General features: G+C 71.3%; 10 protein-coding genes and 2 pseudogenes. 7 read left to right on the top strand and 5 right to left on the bottom strand.

Going from position 1 to position 12,893, the window contains the following annotated elements; translation table 11 throughout:
- Nucleotides 1-96 precede the first annotated feature (96 nt).
- From ACFWWU_RS18995 to ACFWWU_RS18985, 3 genes are read left to right on the top strand one after another with little or no spacing between them, the layout of a single operon-like run.
- On the top strand, nucleotides 97-1,056 hold the full coding sequence (locus ACFWWU_RS18995; RefSeq protein ID WP_384146555.1) for a carbohydrate ABC transporter permease: 960 nt from the start codon (nucleotides 97-99) through the stop codon (nucleotides 1,054-1,056).
- Nucleotides 1,053-1,988, top strand: coding sequence for a carbohydrate ABC transporter permease (locus tag ACFWWU_RS18990; RefSeq protein ID WP_384146551.1), 936 nt, complete (start codon nucleotides 1,053-1,055; stop codon nucleotides 1,986-1,988). The genes ACFWWU_RS18995 and ACFWWU_RS18990 overlap by 4 nt, the downstream gene beginning before the upstream one ends.
- Nucleotides 1,989-2,048: 60 nt before the next feature.
- Entirely contained in the window at nucleotides 2,049-3,449 is a 1,401-nt protein-coding gene (locus tag ACFWWU_RS18985) for a GH1 family beta-glucosidase (RefSeq protein WP_384146548.1), read from the top strand.
- Between the two features lie 74 nt (nucleotides 3,450-3,523).
- Here the strand turns inward: ACFWWU_RS18985 and ACFWWU_RS18980 are convergent, their stop codons facing one another.
- The 3 genes and pseudogenes from ACFWWU_RS18980 to ACFWWU_RS18970 all read right to left on the bottom strand — a co-directional run.
- Entirely contained in the window at nucleotides 3,524-4,879 is a 1,356-nt protein-coding gene (locus ACFWWU_RS18980; protein ID WP_384146545.1) for a carbohydrate-binding protein, read from the bottom strand.
- Between the two features lie 129 nt (nucleotides 4,880-5,008).
- Nucleotides 5,009-5,953, bottom strand: coding sequence for a LysR substrate-binding domain-containing protein (locus ACFWWU_RS18975; protein ID WP_384146542.1), 945 nt, complete (start codon nucleotides 5,951-5,953; stop codon nucleotides 5,009-5,011).
- A 58-nt stretch (nucleotides 5,954-6,011) separates the two neighbouring features.
- Nucleotides 6,012-6,446: pseudogene (locus ACFWWU_RS18970) on the bottom strand (aminoglycoside phosphotransferase family protein); the annotation flags it as partial.
- A 185-nt stretch (nucleotides 6,447-6,631) separates the two neighbouring features.
- Between ACFWWU_RS18970 and ACFWWU_RS18965 the strand changes: the two are divergent.
- Together ACFWWU_RS18965 and ACFWWU_RS18960 are read left to right on the top strand one after the other, a co-directional pair.
- A complete protein-coding gene (locus ACFWWU_RS18965; protein WP_384146539.1) occupies nucleotides 6,632-8,206 on the top strand; it encodes a carbohydrate-binding protein in 1,575 nt (524 codons plus the stop codon).
- Nucleotides 8,207-8,328: 122 nt separating this feature from the next.
- Nucleotides 8,329-9,024, top strand: a pseudogene (locus ACFWWU_RS18960) (TIGR03564 family F420-dependent LLM class oxidoreductase); the annotation flags it as partial.
- Between the two features lie 87 nt (nucleotides 9,025-9,111).
- Here the strand turns inward: ACFWWU_RS18960 and ACFWWU_RS18955 are convergent.
- Together ACFWWU_RS18955 and ACFWWU_RS18950 are read right to left on the bottom strand one after the other, a co-directional pair.
- Nucleotides 9,112-10,002: a recombinase family protein gene (locus ACFWWU_RS18955; protein ID WP_384146536.1), complete on the bottom strand. Its 891-nt coding sequence runs from the start codon at nucleotides 10,000-10,002 to the stop codon at nucleotides 9,112-9,114.
- A gap of 334 nt (nucleotides 10,003-10,336) precedes the next feature.
- Nucleotides 10,337-10,690 carry an ArsR/SmtB family transcription factor gene (locus ACFWWU_RS18950; RefSeq protein WP_384146533.1) on the bottom strand — a complete coding sequence of 118 codons (354 nt, stop codon included), beginning with the start codon at nucleotides 10,688-10,690 and terminating at the stop codon, nucleotides 10,337-10,339.
- 111 nt (nucleotides 10,691-10,801) lie between these two features.
- On the opposite strand from ACFWWU_RS18950, the gene ACFWWU_RS18945 reads away from it, so the two are divergent.
- Both ACFWWU_RS18945 and ACFWWU_RS18940 read left to right on the top strand, forming a co-directional pair.
- The gene (locus ACFWWU_RS18945; RefSeq protein ID WP_384146530.1) at nucleotides 10,802-11,911 is read left to right on the top strand and encodes an alkene reductase; all 1,110 of its coding nucleotides are present in this window, start codon (nucleotides 10,802-10,804) and stop codon (nucleotides 11,909-11,911) included.
- Between the two features lie 296 nt (nucleotides 11,912-12,207).
- A complete protein-coding gene (locus ACFWWU_RS18940) occupies nucleotides 12,208-12,888 on the top strand; it encodes a DUF4158 domain-containing protein (protein WP_384146527.1) in 681 nt (226 codons plus the stop codon).
- The last annotated feature ends 5 nt before the right edge of the window (nucleotides 12,889-12,893 follow it).

Here is a 12,893-nt window from a genome sequence, read left to right as displayed (position 1 = left end):
CGCGTCCGCCCGTCCGGCACCGCCCCGCCCCGCCGCACACCCGTCCGGCACCGCCCCGCCGCACACCCGTCTCGACTCCTCCCGAAGGGCCGCACCGTGACCCTCACCGCACCCGTGGCACCACCGAAGTCCGTCCCCGCGCCCCGGCGGGAGCCGTCCGTCCGGCGGGCCTGGCGGAAGGCCTCGCCGTACGCCTACATCGCCCCGTTCTTCACCCTGTTCGCCGCCTTCGGCGTCTTCCCGCTGGTCTACACGGCCTACGTCTCGCTGTACCGGGTCGAGCTCCAGACACCCGGCGACATGGAGTGGCGGGGGCTCGGCAACTACACCGCGCTGCTCGGCGACGAGTTCTTCTGGACCGCGCTGCGCAACACCTTCACCATCGGCGTGCTCTCCACCGTGCCGCAGCTGGTCATGGCCCTCGGGCTCGCGCATCTCCTCAACTACCGGATGCGCGGCCGTACTTTTCTGCGGACCGCGATCCTGCTGCCGTACGCGACCTCGGTCGCCGCCGCCACCCTCGTCTTCGCCCAGCTCTTCGGGCGCGACTTCGGCCTGATCAACTACCTCCTCGGTGTCGTCGGAATCGCTCCCGTCGACTGGCAGACCGGCACGGTCGCCTCACAGATCGCCGTCTCGACCGTCGTCGTCTGGCGCTGGACCGGCTACAACGCGCTCATCTACCTGGCCGGCATGCAGTCGATCCCCGACGAGCTGTACGAGGCGGCCGCGATGGACGGCGCCTCGCGCTGGCGCCAGTTCCTCCACGTCACGCTGCCCGGGCTGCGGCCCACCATCGTCTTCACCGTCGTCGTCTCCACCATCGGCGCGACCCAGCTGTTCGGGGAGCCCCTGCTGCTCGAAGGATCGATCTCGGGCGGAATCTCGCACCAGTACCAGACGCTCGGTCTCTACATGTACGAGCAGGGCTGGGGCTTCTTCCACCTGGGCCGGGCCGCCGCCATCGCCTGGGTGATGTTCCTGCTCATCGTGGTGCTCGTCGGGGTCAACGCCCTGTTAGCGCGCCGCCGTTCCCGCAAGGAGGCCGGCCGATGACCGCGCCGACCACGACCGAGGTCCCGCCGCTTCCGGCGCGGCGCGACGCCCCGGCCCCGGCACCCCGGCCCCGGCGCGGCCTGCTCCGGGGCACCGGCCCCTCCCGGGCGGGCCGCACCCTGCACGCGGGGCCCGTCGCCTACGCGATCCTGATCGTCGCCGTCCTGTTCTCGGCCTTCCCGTTCTACTGGACCCTCGTCGCGGCGAGCCGTTCCAACGCCGACCTGGCGCAGGTCCCGCCGGCCCTGGTGCCCGGTCCGCACCTGATCCGCAACTTCGAGGCCGTGCTCGAAGAGGCGGACATCGGGAAGGCGTTGCTGAACTCCCTCATCGTCTCCGGTTCGATCACCCTCGGCACCGTGCTCTGCTGCACCCTCGCCGGCTTCGCCTTCGCCAAGCTCCGGTTCCGCGGCCGGGGTGCCCTGCTCGCGCTCACTGTGGGCACCATGATGATCCCGCCCCAGCTCGGCGTGATCCCGCTGTTCATGATGATCGCCGAGCTCGGGTGGGTGAACCAGCTCCAGTCGGTGATCCTGCCGGGACTCGTCTCCGCTTTCGGCGTGTTCTTCATGCGGCAGTACCTCGTCCAGACACTGCCGGACGAGCTGATCGAGGCGGCCCGGGTGGACGGCGCGTCCACCGCCCGGATCTTCTGGTCGATCGTGGTGCCGATCGCCCGGCCCGGCATGGCGGTGCTCGGGCTGCTGACCTTCATGGCCGCGTGGAACGACTTCTTCTGGCCGATCGTCGCCCTCACCTCCTCCGAGCCGACCGTCCAGGTCGCCCTGCGCCAGCTCGGCGGCGGCTACGTCCACGACCAGTCCGTGATCATGGCGGGCACGCTGCTCGGCACCCTGCCGGTGCTGCTGGTCTTCGGCCTGCTCGGCCGGCAGATCGTCGGCGGCATCATGCAGGGCGCGGTCAAGGGCTGATCCCGCCCCGATTCGACACTTCTCGCCAACAGACCTCTCACGACCGGGAGTTCCCACCTCATGACCGCGCTCGACGCTCGCCCCGACAGCCCTGCCACTCTCCGGTTCCCGCAGGGTTTCCGCTGGGGCACCGCCACGGCGGCGTACCAGATCGAGGGTGCCGCAGCCGAGGACGGCCGCACGCCGTCCGTCTGGGACACCTTCAGCCGCACCCCCGACAAGGTGCGCAACGGCGACACCGGTGACATCGCCGCCGACCACTACCACCGGCTCGACGAGGACATCGCCCTGATGCGGCGGCTCGGCGTCACCGACTACCGCTTCTCCGTCGCCTGGCCCCGGGTGGTGCCCACCGGTCGCGGGCCGGTCAACACCAAGGGTCTCGACTTCTACCGGCGGCTCGTCGACGGTCTCCTGGAGGCGGGCATCCGGCCCGTGGCGACGCTCTACCACTGGGACCTGCCCCAGGAGCTGGAGGACGGCGGCGGCTGGCCGGCCCGGGAGACCGCGTACCGCTTCGCGGAGTACGCGGGCGTCATGGCGGAGGCGCTCGGCGACCGGGTGGCGACCTGGACGACGCTCAACGAGCCCTGGTGCGCCGCCTTCCTCGGCTACGGCAACGGCGTGCACGCCCCGGGGCGTACCGACGCCCTCGCCTCGCTACGCGCCGCTCACCACCTCAACCTGGCCCACGGTCTGGCGGCGCGGGTGCTGCGCGGGGCGCTGCCCGCCTCGGCGGAGGTGTCGCTGACGCTCAACCTGCACGCGGTGCGGGCCCGTTCGGAGTCGCCCGAGGACAGGGACGCGGCCCGCCGGATCGACGCCGTCGGCAACCGGATCTTCCTCGACCCGGTCTTCCACGGCCGGCTCCCCGAGGACCTGGTCCGCGACACGGCGGGGATCACGGACTGGTCCTTCGTCGAGGACGGGGACCTGGCGACGGCGGCCGCGCCGATCGACTCGCTGGGCATCAACTACTACTCCCCCGCGGTCGTCGCGGCGGGCAGCTCCGAATCCCCCTCGCCGTGGGCGGGCGCCGAGCGGCACGTACGGTTCGAGCCGGCTCCCGGGCCGCGCACGGCCATGGACTGGCCGGTGGACGCGGACGGGCTGTACGAGCTCCTCGTCCGGCTGCGGGACGAACTGCCGGGCGTCCCCCTGGTGGTGACGGAGAACGGCGCGGCGTACGACGACTACGCCGACCCGTCGGGGAACGTGAAGGACCCCGAGCGGGTGGCCTATCTGCACGCGCACCTGGCGGCATTGCACCGCGCCCTCGCGGACGGGGCGGACGTGCGGGGCTACTTCCTGTGGTCGCTCCTCGACAACTTCGAGTGGGCGTACGGCTACAGCAAGCGGTTCGGCATCGTGCACGTGGACTTCGCCACGCAGCGCCGGACGCTCAAGGACAGCGCACGGTGGTACGCGGACGTGATCGCCCGGGGCGGCCTCGGCGGCTGATGACCCCGAGGGGGGTGCCGTGGCCCCTCGGGGCCGCGGCACCCCCCGGTCACCGGCCCGTGTGGGTCAGTGGGTCACTTGCGCTGCCACAGGGCCGGGACGTTCGGCGGTTCCCAGCCCGTCTGGGCCTGGTGGCCCTGGAGGCAGCGGTAGGTCGCGCCGCCGTACGTGACCGTGTCGCCGGCAGCGTAGACCTTGCCCGCCGCCCAGGTGCCGCCCGGCTGCGGTTCGCCGGGCCCGGGGCCCGGGTCGGTTCCGGTGGTCTTGAGGGTCAGACCGTAGTTCTGCAGCAGCGGGTTCAGCGGCTGGAAGAAGGTCGTGCCGCCGCTGGAGCAGTTGCCCGAGCCGCCCGAGGTGACGCCCTGGGCCTGGCTGCCGGAGATGTACGAGCCTCCGGAGTCGCCGGGCTCGGCGCAGACCGTCGTGCGGGTCACGCCGGAGATGGTGCCCTCCGGGTAGGTGACGCTGGTGTTGTGCTGCTGGATCGTGCCGCAGTGCCAGCCGGTGGTCGAGCCGGAGCGGCAGACGGACGCGCCGACGGGCTGGAGGACCGACCCGGTCACCTGGACGTTCGCGCCGCCGGATCCCTTGACGTACGGGGTGGCGGTCCAGTTGGTGTTGGCGGCCACCCAGGCCATGTCGTTGCCGGGGAAGACCGAGCCCTGGAAGCTGCCCTGGGCCACCTGGTTGAAGCCGCTGGTGGTGGTGCCCGCGCGGCCGCAGTGTCCGGCCGTGGCGAATCCCTGGGTCGTGCCGCGGGTCACCGCGAAACCGACGGAGCAGCGGCCGCCGCCCCCCATGTAGTACGCGTCGCCGCCCCGGATGTCGTACAGCGGGCGGGGCGCCCGGTCGGTCCTCACGACCCGGACGAGGTCGCGCGGCACACCGGTGGCCTGGACGAGCCGCGCCCCGGCGCCGGCCCGCGTCTCCTCGACGACGAGGACATTGGCGCGCACGTCGACGTAGCGGACGGGTGCCTCGGCCGTGGCGGCCCGGTCCAGGGCCCGCTTGGCCCGCTCCAGCGCGGTCAGGCTGTGCGGGACGAGCCGGGCGTTCGCGCCCGTGGCGCGTATCGCGGCGGCGTCGGCGGCGCGGGTGGTGGCCACGGTCAGGGTGCCGGACTCCGCCCCGTCCACCCAAGCCCCGGCGAAGGCGCCGCCGAGGCCCTGGCGGAGCCGGGCGGCGGTGGCGCCGGCCTCGGCCTCGTTGGCCAGCCGGGTCAGGGCCTGGGGGCGGGTGAGCCCCAGGTCGCGCTCCATGGCGGAGAGGAGTTCGGGCTGGGCGGCGTGGGCGGCGAGGGTCCGGGCGGCGGTCTTCGCGGCCGGGTTTCCGTCCGGGGCCGCGGTGGCGGTCCCGGCCTGGAGGCCGGCCAGCGCCATCCCGGCGGCGACCAGCGCGGTACAGGCCGCGCGGGCGTGTCGTCGGAGCATGGGGTGTCTCCTCGGTTCTCGGTGGGGGATCTGCCGAAACCGTAGGGATCCCGAAGGGGGCGGCGGGAGTTGTCAGTCGGCCCCTGCCACGGCGTTATGCCCCGGGGCACCGAGGGCCTGTCTCTCGGATCACGCCGGGCTCGCGGGGCCAGGCACGCACGCTCGCCGGCCCGCGCTGTGGGCGAGTGCCTCCGCGTGGGCGGCCCGGGTGTGGTGGAGGACGGTCGCGGCCCGACCGGCCGCGCGCGCCTCGGGGTGCCAGCCGAGGAGGTGCCGCCAGACGAGCGGTGCGCCGGACAGGGGGCGGGTCACGATGCCCGGCGTCGCGGGGAAGGTTGCCCGGCAGAGGCCGACGGCCCGCCCCACCTGCACCAGGTGCACGCAGGAGGCGGTGTCCGTCTCGTACACGCAGGCCGGGGTGAAGCCCGCGCGTACACAGGCGGCGGCGAAGCAGTCGCCGAAGCAGCCGTCGCCGGGGACGTCGGTCCAGGCCTCCACCGCCAGTTCGGCCAGGTCGAGTTCGGTACGGGACGCCAGCGGGTGGTCGGCGGCCAGCATCACGTACACCGGGTCGCGGGCCACCTCCGTCCAGGCGAGCCGTCCCGCCTCGGGCGGCGCGCTCTCGCCGCAGACGCCGACCAGGGCGAAGTCCAGCCGGCCGGCGGTGACCCCGCGGGCGATCTCCCGCTCCGACCAGGAGGTGTACGTGGTCACCGGCGAGCCGGGCTCGGTGCGGGCGAGCCGGTCGACGAGGCCGCCGAGGAGCGGGCCGTGAGTACCGCCGAGCCGATAGCCGCCCGCGCCCTCGCGGGCGAACCGCACCGCCTCCTCCTGCAACTCGCACACGGCGGGCAGGACGACCCGGGCGCGGTCGAGGACCAGGTCCCCGAGCGCCGTGGTCCGCACCCCCTCCCGGCCCCGCTCGAACAGCGCGCCGCCCAGGGCTCGTTCGATCCGCTTGAGCTGGGCACTGAGCGCGGGCTGCGCGAGACCGAGCGCGGTGGCGGCACGCGTGAGACTGCCCGCGTCCGCGATGGCCCTGATCGCCTTGAGGTGCCTCAACTCCAAGTCCATACCGAGAGCTTGACGCCCCACCCCCGATAGGTCCAGACCAGCGACGGACGCGGGCGCCTCAGGACGGTTCGGTGAGCAACGCCGCCAGGTGGTCGGCGAACGCGACGAGCCGGTCGAGCCCGGAGCCGCCGCGGGCGCGCCGGAATCCGTGCCGACGTCCCCAGAACGCCGCCTGGACCGCGTGGAGTTGCGCCCAACGCCGGACGCGTTCGCGGTCGAGCTCGGCCGCGTCGACGAAGACGTCCAGTGCGTGCTCGACGGCCGCGCGCAGGTCGTCGGCCTCCAGGAACGCGAGCGCGCGGGACTTGAGCAGGGTGCCGCCATCGTAGGCGGGGTCGCCCACGTACCCCTTGGGGTCGACGGCCAGCCACGGTTCGCGGTCGGCGCGCAGGATGTTGCCGGGGTGGAGGTCGCCGTGGATGAGGATGTCCGGCTGTACCGCGCCGAGTTCACGGACGGTCGCCACGGCGGCCTCCACGACGGCGGGCGGCAGGGCCTCCACCGTACGCGGCGCCGGACATCGTCCCATCAGGACCTTGCCAATCGTTCATGTTCATGAACAGCAATCACATACACATCTATTGACGCGTCCACAGCAGACCTCTAGCGTCCCACGGAAAGCGCTTTCTGACCCGTGCTTCCCGCCCCCTCACAAGCCCCTCACACTGGAGAGCAACGATGCGAACGGGACCCGTCATCGCGTGCGTCAGCCTGCTGGCCGGCACGCTCGTCGCCCTGTCCGGCACGACGGCGCAGGCCGCGACCACCACCTATGAGGCCGAGGCCTCGCCCGCGGTCTGCACCGGCACCATCGACTCCGACTGGGCCGGTTTCACCGGCACCGGATTCTGCAACGGCACCAACGCGGCCGGCGCCTACGCGCAGTTCACCGTGAACGCACCGACCGCGGGCACCGCCACGCTCACCGTCCGCTTCGCCAACGGCACCACCACCGCACGCCCCGCGGCCCTCACCGTGAACGGATCGGCGGTCTCGTCGTCCTCGTACGAGGCGACGGGCGCGTGGACGACCTGGGCGACGAAGACGTTCACCGTGCCGGTCGGCGCGGGAGCCAACACCGTCCGGTTCAACCCCACCAGCGCCGCCGGGCTGCCCAACATCGACCGGATCGACGTCGAGACGGCCGGCACCACCACCCCGCCATCGGGCAGCGCGCTCTACGTGGCACCGAACGGCACGGACGGCGCCGCCGGCACCGCCTCGGCCCCGACCACGCTGGGCTCGGCGATCGCGCGCGTCACGGCCGGCGGGACGATCTACCTCCGCGGCGGCACGTACAACCACTCCCAGACGGTCACCATCCCCGCCGGCAACAACGGCACGGCCGCCGCCCGCACGAAGCTCTCCGCCTACCCCGGCGAGCGGCCGGTGCTGAACTTCTCGGCCATGACCGAGGACCCGGCGAACCGCGGGCTCGCCGTGAACGGTTCCTACTGGCACGTCAGCGGCATCGTCGTCGAACGGGCCGGGGACAACGGCATCTTCGTCGGCGGCAGCCACAACGTCATCGAGCGGACCGTGACGCGCTTCAACCGCGACTCGGGGCTCCAGCTCTCCCGGATCGCGTCCACCACGCCGCAGAGCCAGTGGCCGTCGAACAACCTCGTGCTGAGCGCGGAGTCGCACGACAACGCCGACTCCGACGGCGAGGACGCCGACGGTTTCGCGGCGAAGCTCACGGTCGGCCCCGGGAACGTCTTCCGCTACGCCGTCGCCCACCACAACATCGACGACGGCTGGGACCTCTACACCAAGACCGACACCGGACCCATCGGAACGGTCACCATCGAGGACTCCCTCGCCTACGAGAACGGCACCCTCTCCGACGGCACGCAGAACGCCAGCGGCGACCGCAACGGCTACAAGCTGGGCGGTGAGGACATCGCCGTCGATCACGTCGTCCGGCGGAGCATCGCCTACCGCAACGGCAAGCACGGCTTCACGTACAACAGCAACCCGGGCACCATGGCGGTGTCGAACAACCTCAGCGTGGACAACGCCCAGCGCAACTACTCGTTCGACGCGGGCACTTCGGTCTTCCGGAACAACACCTCGTGCCGCAGCGGCAGCGGCACGAACGACCGGACCATCGGAAACGCCGACGGCTCCAACCAGTTCTGGTCCGGTACGAACGGCTCCCGGTGCTCTGCCTACTCCGGCGCCCTGAGCTGGTCGTACGCCACGGACGGCCGTCTCGCGGTGACCCTCGGCGGCAAGGCGGTCACCCTGTAGCCGACCGCGGTATCCGGCCGTCCCGCCAGGGCCCCCGCTCCCGTACGCCGTTCACAGAGCGGACGCACGAATGTCGTACGGGAGCGGGAATTCCCTTGTGGGACAGGCCTGTTGGCCCTCACATGACCCTCGGAGTAGTCCTCAGCACGACCACCCGCCAGCTCCCGATCGACGAAACGGTGCTCCTCGCGCGGGAGGCCCGCGACGCCGGACTGCACTCGGCGTGGTTCGGCCAGTCCTTCGCGTACGACTCCCCCACGCTCGCCGCGATCGTCGGGCGCGAGGTGCCCGGACTCCACGTCGGGACCGCCGCGATCCCCGTCTTCGGCCGCCACCCGCTGATCGTCTCCAGTCAGGCCCAGACCGCGCAGGCGGCCACCGGCGGGCGCTACCACCTCGGGCTCGCCCTCGGCACCAAGCACCTGACGGAGGAGGGGTTCGGCATTCCGTACGAGCGGCCCGTCCGGCTCCTCCGGGAATTCCTCACCGCCCTGCGAGGCCTGGTCGAGACGGGCTCCGCGGACTTCCACGGCGAGCTGCTCACGGCCACGACTCCGTGGCCGGCGGCCGTGCCCGGGGCCGAGCCGCCGGTACCGCTCCTCGTCGCCGCCATGGGTCCGCAGGCCCTGCGGGTCAGCGGCGAAGTCGCCGACGGCATCCTGCCGTTCCTGGCCGGGCCGCCCGCGCTCGGCGAGGACATCGTCCCCGCCGTCACCGCCGCCGCCGCGGCCGCGGGCAGGCCGGCGCCCCGGGTCGTGGCCATCGTCCCCGGTGTGGTCACCGCCGACGTCGAGGCCGTACGGGAGGAGGCGGCCGAAGCTGGGGTCCGAGTAGGAACGGAACAGAAAACCGGTGCAGCCGTCAAATCTTTTGACGGGCCGTGAGGTGGGCTTCGGCTTCTGCGCTCACGACGCCGCCTCTGCCTCCTGCTCGGCTTCCGCGAGTGCCCGGTACACCGAGGCGACCGAGGGGTGCTGGTCCTTGTTCTTGCCGGTCTTGATGGTGAGCTTCTTGGCGATCTCGGGGACGGGGATGCCCTTGTCCTTGAGCGCTTGGGCGAAGGTGAGCATGTCGTCGTCGATGACCTTGGGCCGTCCGCCGTGGTTGCCCTTCGACGCGGCGGACACCTGGCCTTCGAGGGTCTTCTCCCGGATGTAGTTGCGCTCGATCTGCGCGGCGGCCGCGAGGACGGCGAAGAACATGGCGCCCATGCCGTTGGGGTCGTGGATGCCGGTGAGCGGGCCGGTGAGGAGTTCGAGCTGGACGCCGGCCGCCTGGAGCTGGCCGGAGAGCGTCATCAGCTCGGCGGCATTCCGCGCAAGTCGCTTGAGCTCGTGGACGGTGAGGATGACCTCCTGGTCGGGGGCGGCCTCCTTGATGTCGTACGCCAGCTTCAGCGCCTTCTCCAGCTCCGGCCGCGTCTTGATCCTCGTGCTGATCTTCTCGGAGTAGACGCTCTTGCAGTCGGCGCGGGCGAGCGCGTCGAGCTGGGACTGCAGTTCCTGCGTCGCGGTCGAACAGCGGGCGTACCCGATCCTGATGGGTCTGGCCGGCGGAGCGGCGGGCATCTCCTCGACCGGCGGCCCCGGCTTCCACGTTCGTCCCGGGCCGCGGTCTTCGGGCACCAGGACTTCGAGTTCCTCGCGGAGTGCGGGCACGAGGATGAAGCGGGCGGTGTGGTACTTCGTGGTGGTCCTGCTGCCGCGGGTGCGGCACGGACTCCCGCCGGGCACCTCGCACTTGGGGCAGTCATGGCGTTCTACCGCATTTACGGCTTGATCGGGCGTCAGCTGCATGAGATCAGGCTCTCAGAAGTGCTTCGCAGAACGCCCGGGTATTGACAGACGTTTTGCGAACGGCGACCTGCGGAAACGTGGTCACTCCGGGGGCGTTCTCAGAACTCTCGCATCTGGTCATTTATGAGAGTGACGCTGCGTCGCATCTGTGACACTGCGGTGCGTGGAACTTGGTGGCAGCTTCGAGAGGGCCGGTCGGGACGGCATCCTCCCGTCGCCTGACTCGGGTGGGCGTGTCCGACCCTCGGTGGTGATCGAGGTGGACGCGCACCGGTTCACGTGTCTGATGCCGTGGCGTGCGGCGGCCGCATCCACTGCGGTTCGCTGCGAGGTGTCACTCGTTGTCACAGTTCGTATAGGGCTCCACGCGGCCGACGCTCTCCTTGAGGACGAGGTCGAGCAGTCCGGGGAACCGCTGGTCCAGGTCTTCCTTGCGCAGCGTGTTGATGCGGCGGGTGCCGACGTCGTGCTGCCGGATGAGGCCGGCCTCGCGCAGGACGCGGAAGTGGCGGGTGAGCACGGAGGCGGCGACCTCCCGGTTGAAGCCACTGCAGGCCAGGCCGGGCGAAGCGGCGAGTGTGACGACGATCGTGAGCCGGGTCTCGTCGGTCAGCGCGCTCATGATTTTGAAGAGGTCGAAGTCGTCCACGTCGGGGTGGATGAGCGGGGATGAGGTGCGGCTGGCCATACGGGAAGGGTAACCCCGACCTCATGTTCGCGTTCATGCGTACATCGGGATACAGTGAAGAGGTCGCGATGACTTTCCTCCGGCAATCCACCGCTTCACGTAGGGACACCCATGTCTGTCAACACTTCTGAGATTTCGACCGTTCCGTCGCTTTTCTCCCCCGTGACACTCGGCAAGATCGAGCTCGCCAACCGCGTCGTCATGGCACCGCTGACCCGGGTCCGCGCCGGTTCCTCCGGCATCCCCGGGGACCTGATGGTCGAGTACTACCGGCAGCGGGCGAGCGTCGGAATGATCATCACCGAGGGCACCTACCCCGACCACGCGTCGCAGGGGTATGTCGGCGAGCCGGGCATCGCCACCGACGAGCAGGCGGCCGGCTGGCAGCGGGTGTTCGAGGCGGTGCACGCCGAGGGCGGCCGCATAGTCCTGCAGATCATGCACGCCGGCCGCGGCACCCACCCCGACATCAACGGCGACCGCCGCATCCTCGCCCCCAGCGCGATCGCCATCGACAATAAGACGTTCACCGAGAAGGGCGAGCAGCCCTACCCCGTACCGGAAGCGATGACCACCGCAGAGATCCGGGCAGCCCTGGAGGACTTCGTCGCCGCGGCACGCCGGGCCATCGAGGCGGGAGCGGACGGCGTGGAAATCCACGGTGCCAACGGCTACCTGCTCCAGGAGTTCCTCTCCCCGGCGGCCAACCAGCGCACCGATGGATACGGCGGCTCGCCGCAGAACCGCGCCCGCTTCGTCGTCGAGGTCGTCACGGCGGTCGCCCAGGCCGTCGGTGCCGAGCGAGTCGGGCTGCGGATCTCGCCGGAGGTCGACCTCGGGGACGTCTTCGAGACCGACCGGGGCGACGTCCTGGCCACCTACGGCACCCTGGTGGACCAGCTGCGCCCGCTGGGCCTGGCCTACCTCTCCGTACTGCACGCCGAGCCGGGCGGCGACCTTGTACAGGAGCTGCGGCGGCGCTTCGACGGCAAGCTGATCGTCAACAACGGCTTCCTCGGGCAGACCACCCGCGAGGACGCGATGCAGCACATCGAGGCCGGTCACGCCGACGCCGTGGTCGTGGGCCGGGCCCTCATCTCCAACCCCGACCTGATCGAGCGCTGGCAGGGTGGCCACCCGGAGAACGAGCCGCGGCCGGAACTGTTCTACGGGCCGGGCGCCGAGGGCTACACCGACTATCCCTTCCTCGAAGCGGCTTGAGGCCCACGGTCGCGCCTGTCCATGCGACAGCCCCATTCACACATGGACAGGCGCCCGACCGGCGACACTGTGCCCGCCCCTTTGAGCCTGCGGTCACACCGGCGGTCACCGGCTCGAGGACCGTCGGGTCCGTCAGGGTGTTGACGGTCCGCAGGTTCCTGGCCCGCTGAGCCGCGCCCGCCCCGCCTATCACATGGGGTGACGCTCTGGGATGGAATCGGGGATCACCTCACGCACCGTCAGCACGCCTGGCGCCGTCGCGCGCGAATCACGCCGACGGATCAAGGAGCGGGCCGGTGCCCACCAACTTTCTGAGCGACGAACAACGCAGACGCTTCGGTCGCTTTACCGAGGACCCGGACGAGGGACAGCTCGCCGGGTCCTTTCTGCTGGATCAAACCGCCCGGCGCCGGGCGATGGCCGCCCGCGGTGCGCGGAACCGGATCGGCTGGGCCGTCCAGCTCGGCACCATCCGCTACCTGGGCACCTTCCTGGAGAACCCCGAACAGGTGCCCGTCGTGGTGGCCGGCTATGTCGCCGAGCAGCTAGGCCTGGACCCTGGGGAGCTCGCCGGGTACGGCACCGGCGAGGCCCGCTGGGACCACCAGGACCAGATCCGCAAGGAGTACGAGTACACGAAGTTCGAGTTCGACCAGTGGTTCACGCTCGCCCGCTGGATGTACCAGCGCGCCTGGATCGGCAACGAACGCCCCACCCTGCTGTTCGACCTCGCGACCAAACGCCTGGTGGACAAGAAGGTGGTGCTGCCCGGGGTCACCGTCCTGGAACGCCTGGTCTCCGGAACCCGCGAGCGAGCCGAGAAGCGCCTGTGGGCCACTCTCGCCGCAGCCCCGACCACTGAGCAGGCCGCCCGGCTGCAGCAGCTGGTCGTCGTGCCTGCGGGCAAGCGCCTGTCCGAGCTGGACCGGCTGCGCCGCTCGCGACATCTCCGCGAGCGGGGTCGGCAAGGCCCTTGAGCGCT

Source organism: Streptomyces sp. NPDC058650, assembly GCF_042717315.1.
Classification (GTDB): Bacteria; Actinomycetota; Actinomycetes; order Streptomycetales; family Streptomycetaceae; genus Streptomyces.
Note: the sequence above shows the minus strand (reverse complement) of the source record. Positions and strands in the feature narration are given on the sequence as shown.

Excerpts from the sequence above, each read along its gene's own strand:
- ACFWWU_RS18990 (WP_384146551.1), top strand. The coding sequence starts at position 1,053 with ATGACCGCGCCGACCACGACCGAGGTCCCGCCGCTTCCGGCGCGGCGC.
- ACFWWU_RS18985 (WP_384146548.1), top strand. The coding sequence starts at position 2,049 with ATGACCGCGCTCGACGCTCGCCCCGACAGCCCTGCCACTCTCCGGTTC.
- ACFWWU_RS18980 (WP_384146545.1), bottom strand. The coding sequence starts at position 4,879 with ATGCTCCGACGACACGCCCGCGCGGCCTGTACCGCGCTGGTCGCCGCC.
- ACFWWU_RS18975 (WP_384146542.1), bottom strand. The coding sequence starts at position 5,953 with ATGGACTTGGAGTTGAGGCACCTCAAGGCGATCAGGGCCATCGCGGAC.
- ACFWWU_RS18965 (WP_384146539.1), top strand. The coding sequence starts at position 6,632 with ATGCGAACGGGACCCGTCATCGCGTGCGTCAGCCTGCTGGCCGGCACG.
- ACFWWU_RS18955 (WP_384146536.1), bottom strand. The coding sequence starts at position 10,002 with ATGCAGCTGACGCCCGATCAAGCCGTAAATGCGGTAGAACGCCATGAC.
- ACFWWU_RS18950 (WP_384146533.1), bottom strand. The coding sequence starts at position 10,690 with ATGGCCAGCCGCACCTCATCCCCGCTCATCCACCCCGACGTGGACGAC.
- ACFWWU_RS18945 (WP_384146530.1), top strand. The coding sequence starts at position 10,802 with ATGTCTGTCAACACTTCTGAGATTTCGACCGTTCCGTCGCTTTTCTCC.